The following is a 26,436-nucleotide window of genomic DNA, read 5'->3' as shown; positions in this document are numbered from 1 at the left end:
GGCCGTCGTCGGTGTCTCCGCCCCCGCGGAGGACGCCGGCGACGGCCATCCTCGCTCGGCCCGTCCGACGGGTCCTCGACGTCTCCCCCGCGGGCACAGCCGTTCCACGAGCTCCCGCACATCGTTCGCCGGCAGGATCAGCTCATGACCGAAGACGTCTGGCCCGACGAACCGTCCGCCGAGCAAGTCCGCCGCGAGTGGTCGGCAACCGTGTCCGCGCTCCCCGTGGGCACCCGCATCACCGGTCAGGTCTTCGAGTGCCGGCCCTTCGGGGTCTTCATCCGTATCGACGGTGCGCCCAGCGCGATCGGGCTGGCGGACATCGGCTCGATGCCGTCCGGTGCGAGCCTTCCGTCGCTGGGAGCGCAGGTCGGTGGCGAGGTCGTCTGGCACACCGATCACAACCACCAGGTGAGGATCAGGCTCAACGAGTGGCTCGGTCACGGCTGAGCGGGCAGGCGGGCGCATGCCCCTCCGACGGTCACGCGGGGGGAGGGCGGCCGGTGGGCCGGCCGCCCTCCGCAGGCGTCAGGCCGGGTCGTACGCGCGCAGGCGGGTGCGGGCGCCCTCCGGGTCGGTCGCGCCGTCCCGGATGTGCTGGGCGCGGTCCATCGCGGACCAGCCCGTGCCCTCGTCGGCGTTGATCTGCTCCCGCACGTCCCGGATCCCGTAGTGCGCGAACAGCGTCCGCTCGTCGGCCACGGACAGGACATCGTCGCCCCCCGGGGTAGGGGCCGACCGAATCGCGGCGGTCGTGAAGGCGACGTCCACGTGGTCTCCTGCCAGCACGGCCTCCCGCAGGGGGACGAAGGCGTCGCCGGGGCCGGACGGGCCGCCGCGCACCAGCGCCCACTCGGGACGGCCGGTGGTGTCGTCGAGCAGGAGGCGTTCCACGTGGCCGATGGGGCGGCCGTCCGCGTCGTGCACGGGGCGGCCGGTCAGCGTGCCGAGCTGCTCCTGGGTGATCACTGCTGCTCCTCAATGTCCTGCCGCCGCCTGTCCCCTGCCATCTTGCCGGTCCTCCCGTCGGCAAACAGGCGGCGCGCCGGCCTCAGGGGACGGGCAGCCCCCCGCCCTTGAGGCGTTCCAGGTCGGACGGGCGGACCTGGATGGCGAAGAACGCGATGACCGCCGCGACGATCGTGAAGGCGGCGGCCACGATGAACGCGGCGGAGACGCCCGAGGTGAGCACCTGGTCGCCCCAGGGCGGCGGGAGTTGGCCCGTACGCTCGAAGGCCAGCCGTTCGCCCGGTGTGGCCTGCGCCATGAACGCCGGGACCTGGTCCTTCGCCTCGTTGCGGCTCGCCGTGCCGTACATCGTCACCAGGATGGACAGGCCCAGCGAACCGCCGACCTGCTGGGTGACGTTGAGCAGTCCGGACGCCGCGCCCGTCTCGTGCGTGGGCACGTTGGAGACCGCCATCAGTGTCAGGGCGACGAAGTTCATGCCCATGCCGAGGCTGAAGACCAGCATCGGTCCCAGGATGCTGCCCAGGTACGTCGAGTCGACGTCCGTCAGCGTCAGCCAGGACAGTCCCACCGCCGCCAGCACCGCCCCCGTGACCATGAAGGGCTTGGGTCCGTACTTCGGCAGGTAATGGGAGGTGATGCCCGCGCCGACCGCGATGACGGCGCTGACCGGCAGGAAGGCGAGCCCGGCTTCGAGCGGGCTGAAGTCCAGGACGCCCTGGACGAACAGCGTGAGGAAGAAGAACATGCCGAAGATGGCGGCGGCGAGAGCGAGCATGATGCCGTACGTGCCCGCCCGGTTGCGGTCGGCGAACATGTGCAGCGGGGTGATCGGCTGCCTCGACCGCCGCTCGACCAGGACGAACAGCGCGAGCAGCACCACGGCCGCGCCGAACGACGCCAGCGTCAGCGCGTCGCTCCAGCCCTCCTGCGCGGCGCGGATGAATCCGTAGACCAGGCACACCATGCCGAGGGTGGAGGTCAGCGCGCCGGTGATGTCGAAGTGGCCGGGATGGCGCTCCGACTCCTTGATGACGCGGGGGGTGGCGACGGCGATGAGCACGCCGATCGGCACGTTGACGAAGAACACCCAGCGCCAGTCCAGCCATTCGACGAGCATGCCGCCGGCCAGCAGGCCGATGGCGCCACCGCCGGCCGAGACCGCGGCGAAGACGCCGAAGGCGCGGTTGCGCGCCGGGCCTTCGGTGAAGGTGGTGGCGATCAGCGCGAGCGACGTGGGTGAGGCGATGGCGCCGCCGACGCCCTGGAGGGCGCGTGCGGCGAGGAGTTGTCCGGCGTTCTGGGCGAGGCCGCCGAGCAGGGACGCCAGGACGAACAGCAGGACGCCGAAGACGAACACCCGGCGGCGGCCGAGGATGTCGCCGGCCCGGCCGCCGAGGAGCAGCAGCCCGCCGAACGTCAGCGTGTAGGCGTTGACCACCCACGACAGGCTCGTCGTCGAGAACTCCAGGTCGCTCTGGATCTGCGGCAGAGCGATGTTCACGATGGTGATGTCGAGGACCACCATCAACTGGCACGAAGCGATGACCAGCAGCGCGAGGCCGTTCTTGCCTTCCGTGCCCGGAGCGGCTCCCGCTGTGGCCGGTGTCGGTTGTGGGGTCGTCATGGCATACGCCCTCACGGCAGGGACCGTGGGCGGTTTCGCCCACCATTCGACCGTAAACCCCGCCTTCGGGCGTCACCACTCGATCAGCGGTATGCCTCCGGCGGCGTACGAGGCGGTGTACGAGGCGGCGTGGGGCGGGGGGTCAGGAACGCGCGAGGCGGGCGGTCAGGGCCTCGCGGGCCGCGGGCCACTCGTCGGCCAGCATCGAGTAGACGACCGTGTCGCGCACGGTGCCGTCCGGCCGGATCCGGTGGCTGCGCAGTACCCCTTCGCGCCGGGCGCCGAGGCGCTCGACGGCTCGCTGCGAGCGCTCGTTGCGGTGGTCGGTGTGCCAGGTGACGCGCCGCGCGCCGAGGATGTCGAAGGCCCTTCCGAGGAGCAGCAGCTTGGCCTCGGTGTTGATGCCGGTGCGCTGGAAGCGACTGCCGAGCCAGGTCGAGCCGATGGCGATGCCGCGATGGGCCGGCTCGATCTCGTAGTACGACGTGGAACCGGCGACCTCGCCCGTCGCGACGTCGATCTGCGCGAGCGCGATGCTGTCGCCCTCCTCCTGGCGCGCCAGGAGCCCCTCGACGATCCGGCGCATTCCGGCCGGATCCGCGGGCTGCTTCTTGGACAGCCACGGCCAGACCGACGGGTCCTTCAGTGCCTCGAAGAGGCCGTCCGCGTGGGCCGGGGTCAAGGGCTCCAGGCGTACGAAACGGCCGGTCAGGGTGGGGCGTTCGAACCAGGCGGCGCTCACGGGGGTCTCTCTTTCCCTGCCACAAAGATGGCTGAATAAGGAGGTACCGCCCATCGCGCTTGCGTTCGAGGGCGGTTCACATGGTGGGATGAGCCGATGCGACCCCCCACACGCATAGCCTCACATCCCCCCAATCCCTACGACGAACTGGCCCTGCTCGCCTCGCCGGAGCCGGACTGGGCCGATCCCCCGCTGACCGGCGGCGAGGACGACCCGCTCGGGCTCGGACTCGCGCCCGACGACCGGCCCCTCGGCGACGGCCGTGCCGAAGAGGAGTGGAAACCGCCCAACCACCGCGGCAGGAGCAGGCTCGCCGCCGTGCCCTTCGTACTGAAACTGGCGGCCACCGGCCTCGTCCTCACCGCCGTCCTGCTGGCCTGCGACCGCTTCGCCGTGCTGTACGCACAGGACAAGGCCGAGGAGAAGCTCCAGCAGTCGCTGGGGACGGGCGCCGCGCCCGAGGTCGAGATCCGCGGCTTCCCCTTCCTCACCCAGGTCGCGAACCGGCGGCTCGACGAGGTCGCGGTCTCCGTTCCCGACGTGGCCGCCGACCGGGTCTCCCTCGCCCGGGTGCGGGCCACCGCCAGAAACATCCGCGTCGTCGGCGACCTCCCCACGTCGATCAGGGGCGCGGTCGTCGGCAGCGTGGCCGGCGACGTCCTGCTGTCCTTCGACGACCTGAACCGCGAACTGGGCGCCTCCCAGGCGAGGTTCACCAGGGACGGCGACGACCGGGTGCGAGTGGCGGGCTCTCTGCCCGTGGCCGGACACGAAGTGCGCGTGGCCGCCGAGGCGCACATCCGCCGCGACGGCGACCGGGCGGTGTCCACCACCGTCGACCGGATGCGGCTCGACATCCCGGGCCTCGTCACCTACCGGCCGGGCAAGGACCGCGAGCACTCCGGCCTGCGGTTGCACCCCGAGGCCGCCGCCCGGATCGGCCGGGAAGCGGCCCACGTCAAGGCCCTGCTGGCCGTTCCGGCGGTGGTCGACCGGCTCGGCGTACGGAAGGAGTGGGTCGAGCGGGCGCTGCGCAGCGAGAAGGCGCTGAGCGAGCTCACCGGCTCGCCCCGCTTCCTGCGGCAGCTCATGCGGCTCAACCTCGTGGACGTGGTCAGGGACCGTCCCTGGCTGCTGGAGAAGGCCGGCATCGATCCCCGGCTGGTCGGCGCGCTGCTCAGTCTGCGCCCGCCGGAGGTGTCCGAGCGGCTGGCGCTGGACTTCCGGCTGCCCGACGAGCCGGCCGGGCTCCGGCTGCGCGGCATCACCGTGGAGCGTGAGGGGGTCCGGGCCGACCTGGCCGGTACCGGCCTGACCTTCGGCGAGGCGGCGCGCGGCGGGCGGTGACCGCGCTCCCTCCACCGGCGCGTGTGCGCCCCGCCCGGTGGAGGGACGCCCGGCGCGTTCACGGCAGTACGGCGACCCCGTCCAGCTCGACCAGGGCCTGTTCGTCCCACAGGCGGACCACGCCGATCACCGCCATCGCCGGGTAGTCGCGGCCCGCCAGCCTGCCCCAGATGCGGCCCAGTTCGGCGGCGTGCGCGCGGTAGTCGGCGACATCGGTGGCGTAGACGGTGACGCGGGCCAGGTCGGCGGGGGCACCCCCGGCGGCGTGCAGCGCCGCGAGGAGGTTGCCGAGCGCCTTCTCGAACTGGGCGGGAAGCGTGTCCCCGACGACCTTGCCGTCCGTGTCGAGCGCCGTCTGCCCCGCCAGGAAGACCAGATGGGAGCCGGTGGCGGTGACGGCGTGCGAGAAGCCGGAGGGCGGCGAGAGCTCGGCCGGGTTGACGCGGCTGAGTCGGTGCGGGCGCGGCGGGTGAGGTGGGTGGTGCGTGGTCATCGGTACAGCTCCTTCGCGATGATCGTGCGCTGGACCTCGGTCGCGCCTTCGTAGATACGGGGTGCCCGCACCTCCCGGTAGAGGTGTTCGAGCAGATGGCCGCGCTGGAGGGCGCGGGCCCCGTGCAACTGCACCGCGGCGTCGACGACGTACTGGGCGGTCTCGGTGGCGAAGAGCTTGGCCATCGCGGCGCGGCGGGGTACGCCGGGCTCGCCGGCGTCGTACGCGCAGGCGGCGGCGTACACGAGCAGGCGCGCGGCCTCCGTGCGGGTCGCCATCTCCGCGACCTGGTGGGCCACCGACTGGAGGTCCTTGAGCAGGCCGCCGAAGGCGGTGCGGCCCGCGGTGTGCGCGAGGGCCGCGTCGAGGGCGGCCTGGGCCATGCCGACGGCGAAGGCTCCGACGCTGGGGCGGAAGAGGTTGAGGGTGTCCATCGCGACGCGGAAGCCGCGGTCCACCTGACCGACGACGTCGGCGCGGGTGACCGGTACGCCGTCGAAGGCGAGGGCGCCGATGGGGTGCGGCGAGAGCATGTCGAGCGCCGTGCCGGTCAGCCCGGGGCGTCCGGCGGGGACCAGGAACGCGGTGACGCCTCGGGCGCCCGCCCCCTCGGTGGTGAGGGCGAACACGGTGTAGAAGTCGGCCTCCGGCGCGTTGGAGATCCAGAGCTTCTCACCGGACAGGCGCCATCCGTCACCCTCCGGTACGGTCTTGAGCGAGAGCGCCGCGGCGTCCGATCCCGCGCCCGGCTCGCTGAGCGCGAAGGCGGCGACCGCCCGCCCCGCGGTCACTTCGGGCAGCCAGCGCGCCCGCTGTTCGGCCGTGCCCGCCCTGGCCACGGGACTGGCGCCGAGCCCTTGCAGGGCGAGGGCCGTCTCGGCCTCGGTGCAGGCCCGGGCGAGGGATTCCCGCATCAGGCAGAGGTCGAGCGCCCCCGAGTCGAACAGCCGCGCCAGCAGGCCGTGTTCGCCGAGTGCGGCGATCAACGGACGGTTCACCCGCCCCGGTTCCCCCTTCTCGGCGAGAGGGCGCAGATGGTTCGCAGCCAGGGCGCGCAGCCGCTCGCACCATTCCTGCTGCCGGGGTTCCAGCGCGAATTGCGGCATGTCCTCGCCTCACTCTTATCGCGAACCGTTGACTGTCGTCACCCGAACGATACGCTCAAGAGGCGACAAGGGGGCGATCCCGTCATGGAGCTGAAGACCTCAGCGCACATCGATACCTTTCCCCGCGACCAGCTTCCGCCCGCACATCAGTGGCCGCAGCTGCTCTTCGACCGTCCGGAGCTGCGCTATCCCGACCGCCTCAACTGCGGCGCGGAGCTCCTGGACCGTACGATCGAACGTTTCGGCGCGGACCGGCCCGCCTTCCGCACCGCCGCCGGCGAGGTGTGGACGTACGGCGAACTGCTCACCCGCGTCGACCGGATCGCGCACGTCCTCACCACCGACCTGGGCGTGGTGCCCGGCAACCGCGTGCTGCTGCGCGGGCCCACCACGCCGTACCTCGCGGCCTGCTGGCTCGCGGTGATGAAGGCGGGCGCGGTGGCGGTGACGGTGCTCGCGCAGCAGCGGGCGTCCGAGCTGGCGACCATGTGCGAGATCGCCCGGGTCGGCCACGCGCTGTGCGACGTACGGGCCGTCGACGACCTGGTGAAGGCCGAGGTGCCCGGCCTGCGCGTCACGACGTTCGGCGGTGACGCGCCCGACGACCTGCTGCGGGCGGCGGCCGGCAAGCCGTCGCGGTACGCCGCCGTGGAGACGTCCGCCGACGACGTCGCGCTCATCGCCTTCACCTCGGGGACGACGGGGCGGCCCAAGGGCTGCATGCACTTCCACCGGGACGTGCTGGCCGTCGCCGACACCTTCTCGCGCCATGTGCTCGCGCCCGGGCCCGACGACGTCTTCGCCGGCAGTCCGCCCCTGGGTTTCACCTTCGGGCTCGGCGGCCTGGTGATCTTCCCGCTGCGGGCGGGGGCGTCGGCGCTGCTGCTCGAACAGGCGGGCCCGAAGCAGTTGCTGCCCGCCCTGGCCGAACACCGGGTGTCGGTGCTGTTCACGGCTCCGACGGCGTACCGGGCCATGCTCGACCACCTCGACGGCCACGACCTGAGCGCCCTGCGCCGCTGCGTGTCGGCCGGCGAGAACCTGCCCGCCGCGACCTGGCGGGCCTGGCACGAGCGCACCGGCGTGCGCCTCATCAACGGCATCGGCGCGACCGAGCTGCTGCACATCTTCATCTCGGCGGCGGACGGGGCGGCCAGACCGGGGACCACGGGCGTGCCCGTGCCGGGCTGGGAGGCCCGGGTGGTGGACGCGGGCGGCCTGCCGGTCCCCGACGGCGAACCGGGGCTCCTCGCGGTGCGCGGGCCGGTGGGCTGCCGCTACCTGGGCGACGCACGGCAGACGGAGTACGCGCGCGACGGCTGGAACGTCACCGGTGACACGTACGTCCGGGAGCCCGACGGCTACTTCCGGTACGTGGCCCGCGCGGACGACATGATCATCTCCGCCGGCTACAACATCGCGGGCCCCGAGGTCGAGGACGCCCTGCTGCGCCATCGGGACGTGGTCGAGGCGGCGGTGGTGGGGCGGGCCGACGAGCGGCGCGGGCAGGTCGTGGTGGCGTACGCCGTCCTGCGCGACGGGGTGGCGCGCGACGGGGCGACCGCGGCGCTGCTGCGCGACTTCGTCAAGGCCGAGCTGGCTCCGTACAAGTGCCCGCGGGAGATCGTCTTCCTGGACGCCCTCCCCCGTACGCCGACCGGCAAGCTCCAGCGCTTCCGGCTGCGGGCGGCCGTAGAGTGATCACGTGGCCGAGCAGCACACCCCTCGTTCCCTGATCGTCTCCCTCTACGGCGCGTACGGACGCGTTCCCGGCGGAGGCGGGGAACCCATGCCGGTCGCCGAGCTGATCCGGTTGCTGGCGGCGGTCGGGGTCGACGCCCCGTCGGTGCGCTCGTCGGTCTCGCGGCTCAAGCGCCGCGGCCTGCTGGTGGCCGCCCGTACGCCCCGGGGCGCGGCCGGATACGCGCTGTCCGACGACGCCCACCAGCTCCTGGACGACGGCGACCGGCGCATCTACGACCACCCCGCGCCCCGGCTGTCCGACGGCTGGGTGCTGGCGGTCTTCTCCGTGCCCGAGGCCGAGCGCGCCAAGCGGCACGTGCTCCGCTCCCGCCTCGCCCGCCTCGGCTTCGGGTCGGCCGCGCCGGGCGTGTGGATCGCCCCGGCGCGGCTGTACGAGGAGACCCGCCACACCATGGAACGCCTCCAGCTGTCCTCGTACGTCGACCTGTTCCGCGGGGAGCACCTCGGCTTCGCGGCGACGGAGGAAGCGGTGGCGCGCTGGTGGGACCTGACGTCGATCGCCAAGCAGCACGAGGAGTTCCTCGACCTGCACGAGCCGGTGCTGCGGTCCTGGACGGCCCGGGAGAGGGCGGGTTCCGGGGGCGGCCCGGGACTCGGCGGGCCGGCGGCGCCGGACCCCGAGCGCGCCTACCGGGACTACCTCCTCGCGCTCGACTCCTGGCGCCGGCTGCCGTACGCGGACCCCGGCCTGCCGGCCGAGCTGCTGCCTGCGGACTGGCCGGGGGCGCGTTCGGCGGCGGTCTTCGCGCAGTTGCACGCGCGGCTGCGGGACGCGGGGGAACGGTTCGTGCGCGGGGGCGAGAGCGCCGGCGACGGCGGCTGAACGCAAAAAGGTGTGACAGGGCCGGAGGCTGCCGGGCAGCATGTGGCATGCCCTGGACACTCACCGAAGACCTCGACACGTACCTGGCCGTGGCGGGTGCCGCCGTCGCCGCGCGGCCCGCGGAGAACACCCTGCTGCTGACGGTCGCCGACACACTGCGGCGGCGCGGGAGCGACGCGTACGGCGAAGGCACCCCGCGCTACGGCTGGTGGCGCGGCGCGGACGGCCGCGTGACGGGCGCGCTGCTGTGGACGCCGCCGCACGCGGTCGTGGTGGGGACGGTGCCGGCGGAGGCGGTGGGACCGCTGGCGGAGGTGTGCGCGCGGTGGGGCGGCCCGGCGGTCGGCGCGGAGCGCGGCACGGCGCAGGCGCTGGCGGCGCTGTGGCGGCGCGACGGCGCGGAGGTCACGACGGTCGTCGAGCAGCGCCTGTACCGGCTGGGCCGGCTGACGTCGCCGGACCCCGCCCCCGCCGGCCGCGCCCGGGTGGCCACGGCGGCCGACCGGGCCCTGCTGGCGGAGTGGGTGAACGCCTTCCGGCGGGAGACCGGCCACCCCGGCCCGGGGGCGGGGCGGGCGGTGGACGACCGCATCGCGTACGGGGGCCTGACCCTGTGGGAGCACGACGGTGTCCCGGTGTCGATGGCGGGCGCCCTGCGCCCGGCTGCGGGCACGGTGCGCGTGGCGCCGGTCTACACCCCGCCTCGGTGGCGGGGGCGGGGGTACGCGGCGGCCGTCACGGCGGTGGTGAGCGGGGCGGCGTTGGCGGCGGGAGCGGCCGAGGTGCTGCTGTTCACCGACCTCGCGAACCCCACGAGCAACGCGGTGTACCAGCGCATCGGCTACCGCCCGGTGGCCGACCGCGTGGAGATCGCACCGAGGGGCTGACACCGCTGCGGGCGGGACGGGCAGGCCCTGCGGCCGTGCCCGCCCTACCGCAGGCTCAGCCGCGGCTTCGGCGCGTCGGTCCGGCCCGTCGGCGGTGTGCGGCTGCCCGCCCGGTACGGCAGGGGCCACGGCGCACCCGGCCCGGAGTAGCCCTGTTCCGCCGCCGCGTGCAGCGTCCAGTGCGGGTCGTACAGGTGCGGCCGGGCCAGCGCGCACAGGTCCGCGCGCCCGGCGAGCAGCAGTGAGTTCACGTCGTCCCAGGACGAGATCGCACCGACCGCCACCACCGGCACCCCGAGCGCGTTGCGGATGCGGTCGGCGTAGGGCGCCTGGTACGAACGCCCGTACTCGGGGGCCTCGTCCGCGACGACCTGCCCGGTCGACACGTCGATCGCGTCGGCCCCGTGCCCGGCGAACGCCCGCGCGATCGCGACCGCGTCCTCGGCCGTCGTGCCGCCGTCCGCCCAGTCCGTGGCGGAGATGCGGACCGTCATCGGCCGGTCGTCCGGCCAGACCGCGCGTACCGCGTCGAAGACCTCCAGCGGGAAGCGCAGCCGTCCGGCGAGGGAACCGCCGTACGCGTCCGTACGCCGGTTGGTGAGCGGTGAGAGGAAGCCGGACAGCAGGTAGCCGTGGGCGCAGTGCAGTTCGAGGAGGTCGAATCCGCAGTCGGCCGCGCGCTTCGCCGCCGACACGAACTGCTCGCGCACGCGGGCGAGTCCGTTCGCGTCGAGCTCGCGCGGGACCTGGTTGACGCCCTCGCGGTACGGCAGCGCGGACGCCGCCGCGACGGGCCAGTTCCCGTCGTCGAGCGGCTGGTCGATGCCCTCCCACATCAGGCGCGTCGAGCCCTTGCGGCCCGAGTGGCCGAGCTGGACCCCGACGGCCGTGCCCGGTGACTGCTCGTGGACGAAGTCGGTGATCCGGCGCCAGGCGGCGGCCTGTTCGGCTGTGTAGAGGCCGGCGCAGCCCGGCGTGATGCGGCCCCGGGGGCTGACGCACACCATCTCGGTCATGACGAGGCCGGCTCCGCCGAGCGCCCGCGCGCCCAGGTGGACGAGGTGGAAGTCGCCGGGGACGCCGTCGACCGCCGAGTACATGTCCATCGGCGAGACGACCACCCGGTTGCGGAGCGTCAGGCCCCGCAGCCGGAAGGGGGTGAACATCGGCGGCGTTCCCGGCGGGCAGCCGAAGTCCTCCTCCACCGCGCCGGTGAAGCCGGGGTCGCGCAGCCGCAGGTTGTCGTGGGTGACGCGGCGGCTGCGGGTGAGCAGGTTGAAGGCGAACTGGCGGGGCGGCTGGTCGAGGTACGTCGCGAGGTCCTCGAACCAGCGCAGGCTGGCGGCGGCCGCGCGCTGCGTGGACGCGACGACGGGACGCCGCTCGGCCTCGTACGCCGCCAGCGCGGCCGGCAGGTCGGGCTGCTCGTCGACGCACGCCGCCAGCGCCAGGGCGTCCTCGACGGCCAGCTTGGTTCCCGACCCGATGGAGAAGTGGGCCGTGTGGGCGGCGTCGCCGAGCAGGACCGTGTTGCCGTGGCTCCAGCGGTCGTTGACGACCGTGCGGAACGCGGTCCACGACGAGTTGTTGCCGCGCAGCGCGCGCCCGCCGAGCGCGTCGGCGAAGACCTTGGCGCAGTGCTCGGCCGACGTCGCCTCGTCGCAGCGGTCGAGACCGGCGGCCCGCCAGACCTCCTCGCGCATCTCGACGATGACGGTCGACGCGTTCTTGGCGTACGGGTAGCCGTGGAGCTGCATGACGCCGTGTTCGGTCTCGGCGATCTCGAAGCGGAAGGCGTCGAAGGGGAAGTCGGCGGCGAGCCAGATGTAGCGGCAGCGGTGGGTGGTGACGCGGGGGCCGAAGGCATCGGCGTACGCCGAACGGGTGAGGCTGTGCACCCCGTCCGCCGCGACGACCAGGTCGTACGCCGCGGAGAGGTCGGCGGCGGGCGGCGCCTCCTCGCGGACGCGCAGGCCGACGCCCAGGGAGCGGCAGCGCTCGTGCAGGATCTCCAGGAGCCGGCGGCGGCCGAGGGCGGCGAAGCCGTGGCCGCCGGAGGTCAGGGTCCGGCCGCGGTGGACGATGTCGATGTCGTCCCACCGTACGAACTCGTCCTGGAGGGCCCGGTGGACGACGGGGTCGGCGTGCTCGATGCCGCCCAGGGTCTCGTCCGAGAGCACGACTCCGAAGCCGAAGGTGTCGTCGGGCGCGCCGCGCTCCCAGACGGTGACCTCCCGCGCCGGGTCGAGGCGCTTGAGCAGTGCGGCGGCGTAGAGCCCGCCGGGCCCGCCGCCCACGACGGCGATCCGCAGCGCGCGCCCGGCCGGCCCCCGGGGGCCACCGCGGTCGTCCTGCCGGGGGCGGGGCATCGTCAGCGCCCCCGCCACTTGGGCGGGCGCTTCTCGGTGAAGGCCGCGTGGAACTCGGCGTAGTCGTCGCCGTTCATCAGCAGCGCCTGGGTGGCGGCGTCCATCTCGACGGCGGCGGCGAGCGGCATGTCCAGCTCGGCGGTGAGCAGCGCCTTCGTCTGCGCGTAGGCCAGGGCCGGTCCGTCCGCGAGGCGCCGGGCCAGTTCGGCCGCGCGGGCGTCGGCCCGCCCCTCGTCCGTCAGCTCGCTGATCAGGCCGATCCGCTCTGCCTCCGGCGCGCGCACCGGCTCCCCGAGCATCAGCAGCCGGGTGGCGTGCCCGAGCCCCACGACGCGCGGCAGCAGGTAGGCGGCGCCCATGTCACCGCCCGAAAGGCCGACCTTCGTGAAGAGGAACGCGAAGCGGGCGGAGGGGTCCGCGACCCGGAAGTCGGCGGCCAGGGCCAGCACCGCGCCCGCGCCGGCGGCCACCCCGTGCACGGCGGCGACGACCGGGAAGGGGCACTCGCGCAGCGCCCGTACGACCTGCCCGGTCATCCGGTTGAAGTCCAGGAGCTGGGCGGTGTCCATGGAGAGCGTGGCGCCGATGATCTCGTCGACGTCGCCGCCGGAACAGAAGCCGCGCCCCTCACCGCCGAGGACCAGCGCGCGTACCGAGCGCTCGCGGGCCAGCTCGGCCAGGAGGTCGCGCAGGTCCGCGTACGCGCCGAAGGTGAGCGCGTTGAGCTTCTCGGGCCGGGCGAGGGTGACGGTGGCGACGCCGTCCTCGACGGTCACCCGCAGGTGGCGCCAGTGCTCGGTGCGCGATGCGGAACTGGGAAAGGGGCTCATCGGGGCGGGGCCTCCTTCAGCCGTGCGGCTGGTGCCTGCCTCCCGAAGGTATCACTCCTGCGTGACTGTCGTCAGGACGGCGCGATAGAGGCAGAAGCCCCCGGCGGCGCGGCGGACACCGAGCGGCGCTTTCAGGCCGCGCCGCCGCTGGCCGCCATGGTGGCGACCAGCACCGCCTTGATCGTGTGCATCCGGTTCTCGGCCTCGTCGAAGACCACCGAGTGGGCCGATTCGAACACCTCGTCCGTGACCTCCAGCTCGGCGAGGCCGTACCGCTCGTGGACTTCGCGGGCGACCTTCGTGCCGAGGTCGTGGAAGGCGGGCAGGCAGTGCAGGAACTTCACGTCCGCGTTCCCGGTGGCCCGCAGGACGTCCATGGTGACGGCGTACGGGCCGAGCGCCTCGATGCGCTCGCCCCAGACCTCCTTGGGCTCCCCCATCGACACCCAGACGTCGGTGGCGACGAAGTCGGCGCCCTGGACGCCCTCGGTGACGTCCTCGGTGAGGGTGATGCGCGCGCCGCTCTCCTCGGCGGCCTTCCTGGCCCGCGCGACGACCTCCTCGGCCGGCCAGTACGCCTGCGGCGCGACGATGCGTACGTCCATGCCGAGCAGGGCGCCGGTGATCAGGTAGCTGTTGCCCATGTTGAACCGCGCGTCCCCGAGGTAGGCGAACGCGATCCGCTCCAGCGGCTTGGCGCAGTGCTCGGTCATGGTGAGCACGTCGGCGAGCATCTGGGTGGGGTGCCAGTCGTCGGTGAGCCCGTTGAAGACCGGTACGCCGGCGTACGCCGCCAGCTCCTCGACGGCGGCCTGGCTGTCCCCGCGGTACTCGATCGCGTCGAACATCCGGCCCAGCACCCGCGCCGTGTCCTTCACCGACTCCTTGTGCCCCATCTGCGAGCCCGAGGGGTCCAGGTACGTCGTCGTGGCGCCCTGGTCGGCGGCGGCGACCTCGAACGCGCAGCGGGTGCGGGTCGACGTCTTCTCGAAGATCAGCGCGATGTTCCGGCCGCGCAGCCGCGGCACCTCGGCGCCGGCCTTCTTCGCCGCCTTGAGCTCGGCGGCGAGGTCGAGCAGGCTCCGGAACTCCCCGGCGGTGAAGTCCAGCTCCTTGAGGAAGTGGCGGCCTGCGAGGTCTGTCGCCATGGTGGCTGCTCCTGAGTCGGTCACGAAAGCGAAGTGATGTAACTATATACAGAAGAGCGCATCACTATACAGCGTCCCGTTCGACCGGGCAGCTCATGCACCGGGGGCCGCCGCGCCCCCTGCCCAGCTCGTTGCCCCGGATCTCGATGACCTCGATGCCCACCTTGCGCAGGTGGGTGTTGGTGGTGACGTTGCGCTCGTACGCCACGACGACACCGGGCTCGACCGCCAGTACGTTGCAGCCGTCGTCCCACTGCTCTCGCTGCGCCGCGTGCACGTCCTGGGTGGGGGTCAGCACGCGGATGCCGCCGAGGCCGAGGGCGGCCGCGATGGCCTTGTGCATGTGCTCCGGCGGGTGGTCGGTGACCTTGAGCTCCTTCTCCCCCACGCCCGGTTCGATCGTGTACGAGCGGAGCATGCCGAGCCCGGCGTACTGCGTGAAGGTGTCGCCGTCGACCATGGTCATCACCGTGTCGAGGTGCATGAACGCCCGGTGCTTGGGCATGTCGAGCGCCACGATCGTGGTCGCGGAGCCCGCCGCGAACATGCCCCGGGCGAGCATCTCGACGGCCTGCGGGGTGGTGCGCTCGCTCATCCCGATCAGGACGGCGCCGTTCCCGAGGACCAGGACGTCGCCGCCCTCGATGGTGGACGGGTAGTCGCTCTGCCCCTCCGACCAGTGGTGGAACGCACCCGCCTGCGGGCTCCTGAACAGCGGATGGTGCTTGTAGATGGCCTCGAAGTGCACGGTCTCGCGCTGCCGGGCCGGCCAGCGCATCGCGTTGATGGCCACGCCGTCGTAGATCCACGCCGAGGTGTCCCGGGTGAACAGGTGGTTCGGCAGCGGCCCGAGCAGGAAGTCGTCGAGGTCCATGACGTGGAAGCGGACCGAGGTGGGCTCGGGATGCCGCTCCAGGTACTCGCGCTTGGTCATGCCGCCGACGAGCGCCTCGACCAGCTCGGCCACGGGCAGGGCGTCGAACGTCTCGCGCAGGTGCCCGGTGGCGAGCGGACCGTACTCCTTCTCGTCGAAGACCCGGTCCATGACGAGCTCTCTGGCCTCCGGGATCTCCAGCGACTCGCGCAGCAGATCACCGAAGAGGTGCACCTCGACGCCCCGGTCGCGCAGGACGTCGGCGAATCCGTCGTGCTCCTGGCGCGCGCGGCGCACCCACAGCACGTCGTCGAAGAGCAGCGCGTCCTTGTTGCCGGGGGTGAGGCGCTTCAGCTCCAGGTCCGGTCGGTGGAGGATGACGCGGCGCAGGCGCCCGGTCTCGGAATCGACGTGGAATCCCATGGCTCCATCCTGACCGAGCACGGCCGCGGGCGCGGGTGTATGGCGCCCCCGGTTCGAAGGCGATCACATTTTCTCACCGGGGGCGCCGCACGGCGACGGGGATCAGAGCCGGGGGTCGACCGGCTCCGACTCCAGTGCCAGCACCGCGAACACGGCCTCGTGGATCCGCCACAGCGGCTCCCCCTCGGCCAGCCGGTCCAGCGCCTCGAGACCGAGCGCGTACTCGCGCAGGGCGAGCGAGCGCTTGTGGCCGAGGAAGCGCTCGCGCAGCTTGTCGAGGTGGTCGGGGCGCGTGTACTCGGGACCGTAGATGATCCGCAGGTACTCGCGGCCGCGCACCTTGATCCCGGGCTGCACGAGCCGGTTCCTGCCGTCCCGTACGAGCGCCTCGACCGGCTTGACGACCATGCCCTCGCCGCCGCGGCTGGTCATCTCCAGCCACCAGTCGACGCCTGACCGCACGGACTCCGGGTCGCCGGTGTCGACGATCAGCCTGCGGGTGGTCTGGAGGAGCGCCGTCGGGTCGTGCTCGACCAGCCGGTCCAGCCACGCGAGCTGCTCGTCGTGGGGTACGCCCGCGAGCGAGCGCCCTTGGACGGCGAGCAGCTGGAACGGCGCGAGGCGCACGCCCTCCAGCCCTTCCGTCGGCCAGCAGTAGCGCCGGTACGCGTCCGTGAACGCGGCGGCGTCGCCGGCCCGCCGGCGCTGCGTCGCGAGCAGCCCGTTGACGTCGACCCCGCGTGCGGCCGCTCCTTCGAGGGCCGCCACCGTGCCGGGGAAGACGGCGCGCGCGGCGGCTCCGACGGCGGCGTACTGGTGGCGCAGCAGCCCCGACGCCTTGAGCGACCAGGGCATCAGCTCCGCGTCGAGCAGCAGCCAGTCGGTTGCGAACTCCTCCCAGAGACCGGCCTCGGTCACGGCGGTGCGCAGCCGGGCGAGGATCAGTTCGGTGACCGCCTCGTCGTCGAAGAAGGGGCGGCCGGTGCGGGTGTGGACGGCGCCCGTGGGACCGTCCACACCGAAGCGCTCGCGCGCCACGTCCGCGTTCCGGCAGACCAGCACCACCGCGCGCGAGCCCATGTGCTTCTCCTCGCACACGACCCTGCCGACACCGTCGGCCTTGTACGTCGCGAAGGCTTCGGCCGGGTGCTCCAGGTAGCCCTCGACGTGCGAGGTGGCGGTCGGGGACATCGTCGGCGGCAGGTAGGCGAGCAGGCGCGGGTCGACGGCGAAGCGGCTCATCACTTCGAGCGCCGCCGCCGCGTTCTCCTCGCGCACGGCGACCCGCCCCATGTGCCGCGTCTCGACGACCCGGCGGCCGTGCACGTCGGCGAGGTCCAGCGGGCGGCCGTCGTGGCCGCCCGGCGCCTCGGTGGTGAGCGGCTTGGCCGGCTCGTACCAGACCCGCTCGGCCGGTACGTCGACGAGCTCGCGCTCGGGCCAGCGCAGCGCCGTCATCTTCCCGCCGAAGACGGCGCCGGTGTCCAGGCAGATGGTGTTGTTGATCCAGGAGGTGTTGGGCACCGGGGTGTGGCCGTAGACGACGGCGGCGCGGCCCCGGTACTCCTCCGCCCACGGGTAGCGCACGGGCAGGCCGAACTCGTCGGTCTCGCCGGTCGTGTCGCCGTACAGGGCGTGCGACCGGACGCGGCCGGAGGTGCGGCCGTGGTACTTCTCCGGCAGGCCCGCGTGGCACACCACGAGGTTGCCGCCGTCGAGGACGTAGTGGCTGACGAGGCCGTCGATGAACTCTCTCACCCGCTCCTTGAAGGCGTCGTCCTCCTTCTCCAACTGCTCGACGGTCTCGGCCAGTCCGTGCGTGTGCTGGACGTTCCTGCCCTTGAGGTAACGGCCCAGCTTGTTCTCGTGGTTCCCGGGCACGCACAGCGCGTCACCGGAGGCGACCATGTCCATCACCCGGCGCAGCACCCCGGGGCTGTCCGGGCCGCGGTCCACGAGGTCGCCGACGAACACCGCCGTACGCCCCTCGGGGTGCGAACCGTCGACGTAACCGAGCTTGCCCAGCAGGGTCTCCAGCTCGGAGCGGCAGCCGTGGATGTCGCCGATGATGTCGAAGGGACCGGTGAGGTGGGTGAGGTCGTTGTAGCGGCGCTCCAGTACGACCTCGGCCGCGTCGACCTCCTCCACGCTGCGCAGGACGTGCACCTTGCGGAAGCCCTCGCGCTCCAGGCTCCGCAGCGAACGGCGCAGCTCGCGCCGGTGCCGCTGGATGACGTGGCGCGGCATCCCCGCCCGGTCGGGCCGTACGGCGTTGCGCGCGGCGCAGACCTCCTCGGGCAGGTCGAGGACGATGGCGATCGGCAGCACGTCGTACTTCCGGGCGAGCTGGACGAGCTGCTTCCTGCTCTCCTGCTGCACGTTGGTGGCGTCGACGACGGTCAGCCGCCCGGCCTCCAGGCGCTTGCCCGCGATGTAGTGCAGTACGTCGAAGGCGTCGCGGCTCGCGCTCTGGTCGTTCTCGTCGTCGGCGACGAGGCCGCGGCAGAAGTCGGAGGAGACGACCTCGGTCGGCTTGAAGTGCTTCCGGGCGAAGGTGGACTTGCCCGATCCGGTGGCGCCGACGAGGACCACGAGGGACAGGTCGGTGACGGGAAGCGTGCGGGTGGTGGTGCTCATGCGGCTTTCGCCTCCTTCTCGTCCTGCGCGGCCTTCGTGTCCTGGGCGTCCTGCGCGGGCTTGTCGTGTGTGCCGGTGTCCCGCGTGCCCGTGGGCTGCCTGTCCTGCGTGGGGTGCCTGTCCTGCTCGCCCTGGGCGGTCCGGGTGAACACGGCCATCTGCGTCGGCGGGCCGACCTCGGGGTCCTCGGGACCGACGGGCACGAACTCCGCGGTGTAGCCGTGCCGTTCCGCCACCCGCTCGGCCCACGCACGGAACTCCGCGCGCGTCCACTCGAAGCGGTGGTCGCCGTGCCGCACGTGCCCGGCGGGCAGGCTCTCCCAGCGCACGTTGTACTCGACGTTCGGCGTCGTCACCAGGACGGTACGCGGCCGGGCCGAGCCGAACACGGCGTACTCCAGGGCGGGAAGCCGCGGCAGGTCGAGGTGTTCGACCACCTCGCTGAGCACGGCGGCGTCGTACCCCTTGAGCCGCTTGTCGGTGTAGGTGAGCGAGCCCTGCATCAGCTTCACGCGCTCGGCCTGCCGCTCGCCCAGCCGGTCGAGCCTGAGGCGCCGGGAGGCGACGGTGAGGGCGCGCACGGACACGTCCACGCCGACGATCTCGGTGTACTTGGTGTTCTTGAGCAGCGCCTGCACCAGCTGGCCCTGCCCGCAGCCGAGGTCCAGCACCCGGGTCGCGCCGGTCGCCTCCAGGGCCTGGAGGATCGCTTCGCGGCGCCGCTCGGCGAGCGGCACGGGGCGCTCGTCGGTGTCCGTGGTCTCGTCGACGGCGTTGTCGATCTCCTCGACCTCCAGGTCGTCGGCCTCGGCCAGACGCACCAGTTCGAGACGCTCCATGGCCTGCCGCGTCAGGCTCCAGCGGCGGGAGAGATAACGGCTGGTGATGAGCTTCTGCTCGGGGTGGTCGGCCAGCCAGCCCTCACCGGCCCGCAGCAGTTTGTCGACCTCGTCGGGCGCGACCCAGTAGTGCTTCGCGTCGTCCAGGACCGGCAGCAGGACGTACAGCTGCCGCAGCGCGTCGGCCAGCCGCAGCTCCCCCTCCAGTACGAGCTGTACGTACCGCGAGTCGCCCCACTCCGGGAACTGCTCGTCCAGCGCCACCGGCTCCGCGGACACCGTGGTCCAGCCCAGCGGCGCGAACAGCTTCGTCACCAGCTCGGCGCCGCCGCGGGCGGGCAGCGCGGGCACCTCGACGCGCAGCGGCAGCGGGGCCGCGGCGCGCTCGGGACGGGCGGCGCACACGCCCTGGAGCGCGGACTTGAAGACCGTGCTCAGGGCGACGGCCAGCAGCGACGACGCGGCGTACGGCCGGTCGTTGACGTACTGGGCGAGCGCGGAGTCGGGCGAGCCGCCGCGCCCCTTGCCCTTGCCGCGCCGCACGAGCGCCACGGGATCCACCTCCAGCAGGAGCGCGGCCGTGCACCGCTCGGCGGACGCCTCGGGGTAGAGGACGTGCGCCGTGCCGTGGGAAGTGGAGAACGTCTGCGCCTTGTCGGGGTGCTTGTGCAGCAGGAAGCCGAGGTCGGTCGCGGGACGCTCCTGATTGCCGGTAGTACTGATCGTCAGGAACACACGTCCGAGTATCGTCGGCCCACCCCGCGCCGGACCAGGGGTTTAAGCGAGCGGTCCGGCCAGCCGGGCCAGCTCAGCGATCTCGGCCGGCCCGACCCGGCAGCAGCCGCCCACCAGCCGGGCCCCGGAGGCCCGCCACTCGCGCAGCCGCCCCGGGTCGTACGTGCTCCCGCCGCGCCACCGCCTCGCCTCCGCGTCCCACCGTTCGCCGCTGTTCGGATAGACCACCACCGGTTTCCCGGTCACCGAGGCCGCCACCTCCACGGCGGCGTCCGCGTCCCCCGGCTCGCAGCAGTTGACCCCCACCGCGATCACCTGGTCGTTGCCCGCCGCGAGGGCGAAGGCCGCGTCCAGCGGCTGCCCGGCCCGGGTCCGCCCGCCCGCGACGCTGTAGGAGAGCCAGACCGGGGCCCCGGTCCCCTCCACCGCCGCCAGCAGCGCCTGCGCCTCGTCGACGTCCGGCACGGTCTCCAGGGCCAGCACGTCGGGCGCCGCCGCGACCAGCGCCTCGACGCGCGGCCGGTGGAACCGTTCGAGCTCCCTCACCGACAGGCCGTACCTCCCCCGGTACTCGCTGCCGTCGGCGAGCATCGCCCCGTACGGCCCCACCGAGGCCGCCACCCACACCTCCCGGTCCGCGGACTGTGCCGCCGCACGTGCCAGTTCGACGCTGCGCCCCAGCAGTTCCACCGCCTCGCTCCGGCCGATGCCCCGGCGCGCGAAGCCCTCGAACGTCGCCTGGTAACTGGCGGTGATCAGCACTTGCGCACCCGCCCGCACATAGGCCGCGTGCGCAGCCGCGATCTGCTGCGGTCCGTCGGCGAGCAGCCGCGCCGACCACAGCGCGTCGGACAGATCGCACCCCTGGGCCGCCAACTGGTTGGACAGGCCCCCGTCGAGGACGACGGGCCCCGGCGCATCGGGGCCGAGCGCTGCGGTCAGCGGGCGGACGGGCTTCACCACGGTCTCCTTCACTTTCACTCGGGCGGGCGGGCGCGCGCGCGGCGCGGGAGCGCCGAGCGCTGGTCCTCAGGCGCCGGCCGTCAGGCGCCGGCCCTCGGGCGCCGGCCCTCGGGCGCCGGCCCTCGGGCGCCGGCCGTCAGGTCAGCTGCGACTGGACCTGCGAGGAGATCAGCTCCAGGTGTTCCAGGTCGTGCAGGTCCAGCATCTGGAGGTAGATCCGCGACGCGCCGACCGCCTCGAACTGGCCGATCTTGTCGACGACCTCGGCGGGTGAGCCGGCGAGTCCGTTGGCCTTGAGCTCCGCCACGTCCCGCCCGATGGCCGCCGCCCGGCGCGCCACCTCCGCGTCGTCCTTGCCGACGCACACGACCAGCGCGTTGGAGTACACCAGGTCGTCCGCCGCGCGTCCGGCCCGCTCGGCCGCCTCCCTGACCCGCCCGAACTGCCGCTCGGTGTCCTCCAGCGAGGCGAACGGGATGTTGAACTCGTCGGCGTACTGCGCGGCGAGCCGCGGCGTGCGGACCGCGCCGTGCCCGCCGATCAGCACCGGCACCTTCGCCTGGGCGGGCTTGGGCAGCGCGGGCGAGTCCGTCAGCCGGTAGTACGTCCCGTCGTAGCTGAAGGTGCTGCCCGGCTCCGTGGCCCACAGTCCGGTGACGATGGCGAGCTGCTCCTCCAGCCGGCCGAACTTCTCCTTGGGGAACGGGATGCCGTACGCCCGGTGCTCCTCCTCGAACCACCCGGCGCCCAGTCCCAGTTCGACCCGGCCGCCCGACATCTGGTCGACCTGCGCCACCTGGATGGCCAGCACGCCCGGCAGCCGGAAGGTGCCGGCGGTCATCAGCGTGCCGAGCCTGATCCGCTTGGTCTCGCGGGCGAGCCCGGCCAGGGTGATCCAGGCGTCGGTCGGCCCGGGCAGGCCGTCGCCCGAGCCCATGCGCAGATAGTGGTCGGACCGGTAGAAGGCGTCGAAGCCGAGGTCCTCGGTGGCCTTGGCGACGGTGAGCAGGGTGTCGTAGCTCGCCCCCTGCTGGGGCTCCGTGAAGATTCGAAGATCCATGCCTCCATCCTGCACCGTGCCGCCGTCGTCAACCCCACCTCCCGCAACCGGCCCCCGACTGCCCTCCCGGGTGAACTTCCGCCGCCCGGCGGCCCGTGCACGCACTGCCGGCCGCCGGATGGCGACCGGCCGGTCGCCGGCGCCCGCGAGCGGCGGCGCCGACGGCTGACGGCCTCACGACGGCTCCGCCGCCGAGTCCCAGGCGGCGCTGCGCCGCCTGTCCTGCTCCCGCACCGCCAGGCGCCGTAATATCCCGCGCACCCGGTCACTCGACTCGTCGGCGGCGTCGATGCCCTCGATGCACTGCCAGTAGAGCGCCTCCTCGTCGGTGGCGCACGCGACGCCGACCAGCGCGATGCCCACCTCGCCGAGCAGCGCGCTCAGGCCGATCAGCGTCCCCCGCGCGTCCCCCACCTGGGTCATCTGCGCCGCCCGCGGCCGGGCGTCGGGAGGCGAACCCCCGGCGTCGGCCGCCGCCCCCGCCCACAGCGCCGGGATGTCGAGCGCCCCGCAGCCCCGCCCGCCCGTCTCGCTGAGCCCGCGCGCCTCGCCTCTCAGCTCCGCGGGGCCGGTCAGCGCCAGGTGCCCGCCCACCGCCTGGGTCAACGCCTGTGCCTGCCACGCCTCCGCCAGGATGTCCCGTGCCGTGCGGCTCCGCGCGAGTGCGTGCCGGCTCTGCCCGATGAGCCTTACCGCGTCCATGTGCCGCCCCCCGTCCTCACCATGGCCCGCTTCTTTCGCGCACCGCTCACCCGTCCACTACCCAGAGTGAGGGCATGGGGCCCGGAAAGCCAGGGCTATGGCGAAATCTGTGGACAGAAAAGCGAATTCGGATAATTTCATCACTCCGGAGAGTGACCATCCTTGTTTTCCGGCACCGGAAAGCGCACCTCATTCCGGTCGATCTTGGCTGCGAGGGCCGCCAGCACATCGATCCCGAGCACCTCACTGAACTGCAGCAAGTACGCCAGGACATCGGCGACCTCGTCCGTCACGCGGTGCGCGGTGCGCGGATCCTCCATCACGCGCGCCGACTGCTCGGGCGTCAGCCACTGGAAGATCTCGACCAGTTCGGACGCCTCCACGCTCAGCGCGACGGCCAGGTTCTTCGGCGTGTGGTACGGCTCCCAGCCCCGCGCCGCCGCGAAGTCCGCCAGCCGCCGTTGCAGTCCCGCCAGATCGAGTTCAGTCACGGCCCAGGTCTACCACCGTCACCCCGTCCACCTCACGCGCGTATCCGGCGGAGGTGTCCGTGACGGTCCCCAGCAGTCTGATGTGCCGGTCGGCGCAGACGGACGCCGCCAGCGCCACCAGTTCCCGGGTCTGGCGCCCGTCCAGGCACCGGTCGAAGCCGTCCGCGAGCACCGTCAGCGTCCGCAGGGCGGCGGGCACTTCGGCGACGGTGTCCATGGCCAGCACCCCGGGCCCGGTCAGCAGGACAAGCGCCAGCGCCAGGTAACGGAGTTCCCCGTCGCCCAGCCGCTCCACGGGCGTGGCCAGCGGCCCGCCCCGGCCCACCAGCGCCCGTACCCGCCCGTCCGCGAGCTCCTCCACGGTCAGCGCCTCCACCGGGCCCGCGCACCCCGACCGGACCGTCGCCGCCAGTCGCGCGTGGCGCTTCGCGCACTGGTGGTGGGTGCGCCACAGCACCTCCGCCAGGTTGTCGCACCCGCGCCGCAGCCGGGCGTCGCCCCGCGCCGCCGGCTCCCGCATCCGCGCGGGCTGCGGATCGCAGGCGAACACCGAGCGCAGGCCGAGGACCACTTGTTCCGCCGCCGCCAGCACCCTCAGCTGACCCGCCGTCTTGCCGGCCACGCGCAGCGGCAGCAGCGCCGTACCGAGCACGTCGTCGGGCAGTGGCGCCTTCGTCACCGGGGCGCTGCCGGCCGTGTACCAGGCGGCCTGGACCGTACTGCGCCCCGGGTCGCGCAGCGCCGTGCTCAGCAGGGTCCGCCCGTCGCACGTCAGCCGCTCACCGACGACGCGCAGCTCCGGTTCGGCCTGCACGGCGAGATCCAGACGCACCGGACCGGCCGGCCCGTCCACGGTGCAGCCGATTCTGAATCCCCGCCGCCCCTGGGCGTCCGGGCCCGCCCGCTCCGGGACGCAGCCCGCCGGGTCCCGGAACACCTCCGCCAGTGCGGCGCCCCCGCCGAGGCGGGCCAGCGCGTCGTAGGCCTCCAGCACGCTGGACTTGCCGCTGCCGGCGGGGCCCGCCAGCAGCGTCACCGGGCCGAGCGGGACGACGGCGCCGCGGTGCGACCGGAAGGCGGAGAGCCGCAGTTCGGTGACCGTGGGGACGCCGCGCTCCGGGGACCCCGGGGACGCCGAGGGTCCGCGAGGAGGTGCGAGGAGCGGCGCTGGAGGTCCCGGGGTCGGCCCCGGGGAAACGGCAGTCATGGCCCGGACGGTACGCAGCGGTTCGGCGGGCGAACCGTTACGCCTGACGCACCTTCCTACGTTTGGGGGACGGCGGCGGCCTCGGCCCCCTCGACCTCCATGCCGGCGGGCGACAGCAGGAAGACGTTCCGGTCGACCCGGTGCATGCCGCTGCCGAGACCGAAGACGACGCCGCTGCTGAAGTCGAGGATGCGCTTGGCCACGTCGGCGTCCGCCGCCGTCAGGTCCAGGAGCACCGGTACGTGCGCGATCAGGTACTCCGCGACCTCCCGGGCGTCGGAGAACACCTGCACGCGCAGCACGATCATCCGCCGCTGCTCGGCGGCCGCCTCCTCCTGCGGCACGGTGCGGTGGTCGACCCGGGAGGGCCACTCGTTCCTGCTGCGCAGCGGCACGACCTGAGCGAGCCCGGCCCACTGTTCATCGGTGACGTCGTACCTGCTCACCGGACCACTCCGCTCACCTGCTGTGTCTGCATCGGACCATCTTCCCGCGCCTCACCCGTTCGGCCCAACAGCGACACGGACGGGATGGGCGGAAGTGTCCCCCGCCTCCTCGCCGCGCGCTCGCGGACCGGTCCGGGTTTCTGGGCGCGGCACGGTAGGTGGGCAGCGGAGCACGGGCGGCCGGTAGTACGCGGACCGGCTCAGACCTCCGGCGCGGTCGGCTCGTGGTCCTCCGCGTCGAGCCGAATCTCCGTCACCTCGCTCCCCCGCAGTCCCATGCGTACGTACGCGTGGCCGGTCCACTGCGCGGTGGCCGGTTCGTCGCTCAGGACGAGCGGCAGACGGCGGTCGCGGCAGTCCGGCAGGAAGGCGACGGCGGCCGGGCACGCGAGCAGGGCCACGGACACCACGCCCCGCTCCCCGTGCCCGATCCGGACGGGGGACCGGAAGCCGATCGTCGTCGCCGGGGGTTCCTTCAGTCCGGCCCGCCACGCCTGGAGCCGGGCGGTGGGCGCGTGCCAGAAGGTGTCGAAGGGCTGCGGCGCCACGGCTCACACGCTCCGCTTCTCGGAGTCCTCGACGTGCAGCAGGTGGGTCGCCCGCAGCCGTCCCTGCCGGTCCGGGGACCGGAGCATGCTCCACAGGTACTGCACCGGGCCGATGTTGCGCGTGAGCGACCAGACGAGGATGCCGGCCGGAAGCAGCACCAGCCCGGCCGGGCCCAGCGCCGGCAGCGGGCGGCCGAGCCTGCGCGCCGCCCGGCGGACGAGCCAGGCGGACAGCACGGCGTTGAGGAACGGCAGTACCGCCAGTACGGGCTGCCCGAGAACGACGGCGCCCGCCAGCAGCACCCAGTAGGGGACCGGCGCCAGGAGGAAGCAGCCCGCGCTGCGGTAGACGGAGGCCAGGCGGCTCAGCTCGAAGCGCCACGGCTGGACAGCGCGGTCCTCGGGCAGGAGCCAGTGGAACTGGAGCACGTCGATCATGCCGGAGTACCAGTACCGCTTCTGCGCGGTCACCGCTGCGGCGGTCGTGGGGTGTTCGGTGTCCTCCAGGACGGGGACGACGTGGACGGGAACACGGCGCAGCGCGAGACGGAAGCCGAGTTCGAGGTCCTCGCACGGCGTCGCCGTGCTGAATCCGCCGGCGTCCAGCGCCGTGTCGAGCCGCAGCGCGAGACCGTGGCCCTTGAGGTGGTACGAGTGGCCGAGCGGGCCGCGCCGGCGGGCCGCGCTGTTGCGCCGGTGCAGGTCGTACTCGAAACCGAACGCCCAGCGCGTCTGGTAGTAGGCGGCTCCGACGGCGTACCACCGGCCGGTGCCCGTCATGCGGTCCACGTTGCGCAGGGACAGGAAGTTGATCTGCGCCACGGCCGGCAGCGAACGTGCCACCAGGGTGTCGCCGAGGGCCTGCACGGAGTCGAGGGCCGCCGTCGAGTCGGCGTTGTAGACGACGACGTACGTCTCCCCCGGCCCGTCGCCGTCGAGCCCGGCGACAGTGCGCATGCCCGTGTTGAACGCGGCCGCCATGCTGGGCACTTCGCTGCGGTCCATGACGCACGAGGCGTCCGCGAACCCGGCGCACAGCTCCTCGGCCAGCGTGTGGGTGGACACGATGCCGGGGCCGTGGGGTTCGTGCACCGAGGTGACGACGGTGATGGTCGCGCGGTAGGTGGACGCCTCTATGGAGCGCTGGAGGGCGCGGAAGGTCTTCTCCAGGGAGTCCACCTCCTGGAAGGCGGGGATGACGTAGTGCAGCCGGATCGCGTCGCGGGCCGCGCGCGTGGCCGGGTCCACGGCGGCGGCCAGGACGCGTACCTCGGCACGCTCCCTGGCGAGGAGCGCCGGCTGTCTCCACATCCTCAGCCAGAAGGCCCCGTTGCGCAGGGTCATGGCCGCCAGCACACCGAAGAGGACGACGAGGGCGAGTACGTGCACGGGTGACTCCGATCAAG

At 73.2% G+C, this 26,436-nt stretch carries 24 protein-coding genes; 5 read left to right on the top strand and 19 right to left on the bottom strand.

The features are described 5' to 3' along the window. Positions 1 to 144 precede the first annotated feature (144 nt). Positions 145 to 450, top strand: a complete 306-nt coding sequence (locus ACWGH0_RS02395) for a hypothetical protein (RefSeq protein WP_453402235.1) — start codon at positions 145 to 147, stop codon at positions 448 to 450. Positions 451 to 528: 78 nt separating this feature from the next. Here ACWGH0_RS02395 and ACWGH0_RS02390 read toward each other — a convergent pair whose 3' ends face one another. From ACWGH0_RS02390 to ACWGH0_RS02380, 3 genes are all read right to left on the bottom strand, one after another. After that, positions 529 to 969, bottom strand: coding sequence for a PRC-barrel domain-containing protein (locus ACWGH0_RS02390; protein ID WP_453402234.1), 441 nt, complete (start codon positions 967 to 969; stop codon positions 529 to 531). Between the two features lie 82 nt (positions 970 to 1,051). Next, entirely contained in the window at positions 1,052 to 2,596 is a 1,545-nt protein-coding gene (locus tag ACWGH0_RS02385; RefSeq protein ID WP_453402233.1) for an MFS transporter, read from the bottom strand. Positions 2,597 to 2,738: 142 nt separating this feature from the next. After that, a complete protein-coding gene (locus ACWGH0_RS02380) occupies positions 2,739 to 3,338 on the bottom strand; it encodes a GNAT family N-acetyltransferase (protein ID WP_453402232.1) in 600 nt (199 codons plus the stop codon). Positions 3,339 to 3,434: 96 nt separating this feature from the next. On the opposite strand from ACWGH0_RS02380, the gene ACWGH0_RS02375 reads away from it, so the two are divergent. Beyond that, the gene (locus ACWGH0_RS02375; RefSeq protein ID WP_453402231.1) at positions 3,435 to 4,685 is read left to right on the top strand and encodes an LmeA family phospholipid-binding protein; all 1,251 of its coding nucleotides are present in this window, start codon (positions 3,435 to 3,437) and stop codon (positions 4,683 to 4,685) included. Between the two features lie 58 nt (positions 4,686 to 4,743). Here the strand turns inward: ACWGH0_RS02375 and ACWGH0_RS02370 are convergent, their stop codons facing one another. Beyond that, positions 4,744 to 5,178 carry a RidA family protein gene (locus ACWGH0_RS02370; RefSeq protein ID WP_453402230.1) on the bottom strand — a complete coding sequence of 145 codons (435 nt, stop codon included), beginning with the start codon at positions 5,176 to 5,178 and terminating at the stop codon, positions 4,744 to 4,746. After that, the gene (locus ACWGH0_RS02365; RefSeq protein ID WP_453402229.1) at positions 5,175 to 6,284 is read right to left on the bottom strand and encodes an acyl-CoA dehydrogenase family protein; all 1,110 of its coding nucleotides are present in this window, start codon (positions 6,282 to 6,284) and stop codon (positions 5,175 to 5,177) included. The genes ACWGH0_RS02370 and ACWGH0_RS02365 overlap by 4 nt, the downstream gene beginning before the upstream one ends. A gap of 84 nt (positions 6,285 to 6,368) precedes the next feature. On the opposite strand from ACWGH0_RS02365, the gene ACWGH0_RS02360 reads away from it, so the two are divergent. From ACWGH0_RS02360 to ACWGH0_RS02350, 3 genes are read left to right on the top strand one after another with little or no spacing between them, the layout of a single operon-like run. Beyond that, entirely contained in the window at positions 6,369 to 7,985 is a 1,617-nt protein-coding gene (locus ACWGH0_RS02360) for an AMP-binding protein (protein WP_453402228.1), read from the top strand. Positions 7,986 to 7,989: 4 nt separating this feature from the next. Then, positions 7,990 to 8,871: a PaaX family transcriptional regulator gene (locus tag ACWGH0_RS02355; protein WP_453402227.1), complete on the top strand. Its 882-nt coding sequence runs from the start codon at positions 7,990 to 7,992 to the stop codon at positions 8,869 to 8,871. 47 nt (positions 8,872 to 8,918) lie between these two features. Beyond that, entirely contained in the window at positions 8,919 to 9,758 is an 840-nt protein-coding gene (locus ACWGH0_RS02350; protein ID WP_453402226.1) for a GNAT family N-acetyltransferase, read from the top strand. Positions 9,759 to 9,802: 44 nt separating this feature from the next. On the opposite strand, the gene ACWGH0_RS02345 is transcribed toward ACWGH0_RS02350, so the two are convergent. From ACWGH0_RS02345 to ACWGH0_RS02280, 14 genes are all read right to left on the bottom strand, one after another. Further along, complete coding sequence (locus ACWGH0_RS02345; protein WP_453402225.1) at positions 9,803 to 12,127, bottom strand: bifunctional salicylyl-CoA 5-hydroxylase/oxidoreductase; 2,325 nt, start codon at positions 12,125 to 12,127, stop codon at positions 9,803 to 9,805. 2 nt (positions 12,128 to 12,129) lie between these two features. Further along, the gene (locus ACWGH0_RS02340) at positions 12,130 to 12,957 is read right to left on the bottom strand and encodes an enoyl-CoA hydratase family protein (protein ID WP_453402224.1); all 828 of its coding nucleotides are present in this window, start codon (positions 12,955 to 12,957) and stop codon (positions 12,130 to 12,132) included. 131 nt (positions 12,958 to 13,088) lie between these two features. After that, positions 13,089 to 14,105, bottom strand: a complete 1,017-nt coding sequence (argF, locus tag ACWGH0_RS02335; RefSeq protein ID WP_453402223.1) for an ornithine carbamoyltransferase — start codon at positions 14,103 to 14,105, stop codon at positions 13,089 to 13,091. Positions 14,106 to 14,169: 64 nt separating this feature from the next. Then, positions 14,170 to 15,402 carry an arginine deiminase gene (locus ACWGH0_RS02330; protein WP_453402222.1) on the bottom strand — a complete coding sequence of 411 codons (1,233 nt, stop codon included), beginning with the start codon at positions 15,400 to 15,402 and terminating at the stop codon, positions 14,170 to 14,172. A gap of 102 nt (positions 15,403 to 15,504) precedes the next feature. Next, on the bottom strand, positions 15,505 to 18,039 hold the full coding sequence (locus ACWGH0_RS02325) for a polynucleotide kinase-phosphatase (protein WP_453402221.1): 2,535 nt from the start codon (positions 18,037 to 18,039) through the stop codon (positions 15,505 to 15,507). Next, entirely contained in the window at positions 18,036 to 19,613 is a 1,578-nt protein-coding gene (locus tag ACWGH0_RS02320) for a 3' terminal RNA ribose 2'-O-methyltransferase Hen1 (protein WP_453402220.1), read from the bottom strand. The genes ACWGH0_RS02325 and ACWGH0_RS02320 overlap by 4 nt, the downstream gene beginning before the upstream one ends. A 42-nt stretch (positions 19,614 to 19,655) precedes the next feature. Continuing rightward, the gene (mmuM, locus tag ACWGH0_RS02315; RefSeq protein ID WP_453402219.1) at positions 19,656 to 20,573 is read right to left on the bottom strand and encodes a homocysteine S-methyltransferase; all 918 of its coding nucleotides are present in this window, start codon (positions 20,571 to 20,573) and stop codon (positions 19,656 to 19,658) included. Between the two features lie 139 nt (positions 20,574 to 20,712). Further along, positions 20,713 to 21,636, bottom strand: a complete 924-nt coding sequence (locus ACWGH0_RS02310; protein ID WP_453402218.1) for an LLM class F420-dependent oxidoreductase — start codon at positions 21,634 to 21,636, stop codon at positions 20,713 to 20,715. A gap of 174 nt (positions 21,637 to 21,810) precedes the next feature. After that, entirely contained in the window at positions 21,811 to 22,338 is a 528-nt protein-coding gene (locus ACWGH0_RS02305; protein WP_453402217.1) for a DUF6099 family protein, read from the bottom strand. A gap of 140 nt (positions 22,339 to 22,478) precedes the next feature. Continuing rightward, complete coding sequence (locus ACWGH0_RS02300) at positions 22,479 to 22,829, bottom strand: nucleotide pyrophosphohydrolase (protein WP_453402216.1); 351 nt, start codon at positions 22,827 to 22,829, stop codon at positions 22,479 to 22,481. Beyond that, complete coding sequence (locus tag ACWGH0_RS02295; protein ID WP_453402215.1) at positions 22,822 to 24,036, bottom strand: AAA family ATPase; 1,215 nt, start codon at positions 24,034 to 24,036, stop codon at positions 22,822 to 22,824. Before ACWGH0_RS02295 ends, ACWGH0_RS02300 begins: the two co-directional genes overlap by 8 nt. 56 nt (positions 24,037 to 24,092) lie before the next feature. After that, positions 24,093 to 24,482 carry a cell division protein SepF gene (locus ACWGH0_RS02290; RefSeq protein ID WP_453402214.1) on the bottom strand — a complete coding sequence of 130 codons (390 nt, stop codon included), beginning with the start codon at positions 24,480 to 24,482 and terminating at the stop codon, positions 24,093 to 24,095. Positions 24,483 to 24,682: 200 nt separating this feature from the next. Next, entirely contained in the window at positions 24,683 to 25,030 is a 348-nt protein-coding gene (locus tag ACWGH0_RS02285) for a hypothetical protein (RefSeq protein ID WP_453402213.1), read from the bottom strand. 3 nt (positions 25,031 to 25,033) lie between these two features. After that, on the bottom strand, positions 25,034 to 26,419 hold the full coding sequence (locus ACWGH0_RS02280; RefSeq protein WP_453402212.1) for a glycosyltransferase family 2 protein: 1,386 nt from the start codon (positions 26,417 to 26,419) through the stop codon (positions 25,034 to 25,036). Positions 26,420 to 26,436: the final 17 nt, after the last annotated feature.

It is taken from the genome of Streptomyces sp. NPDC054887 (assembly GCF_053610585.1).
This window is presented reverse-complemented; position numbering and strand designations above follow the sequence as displayed.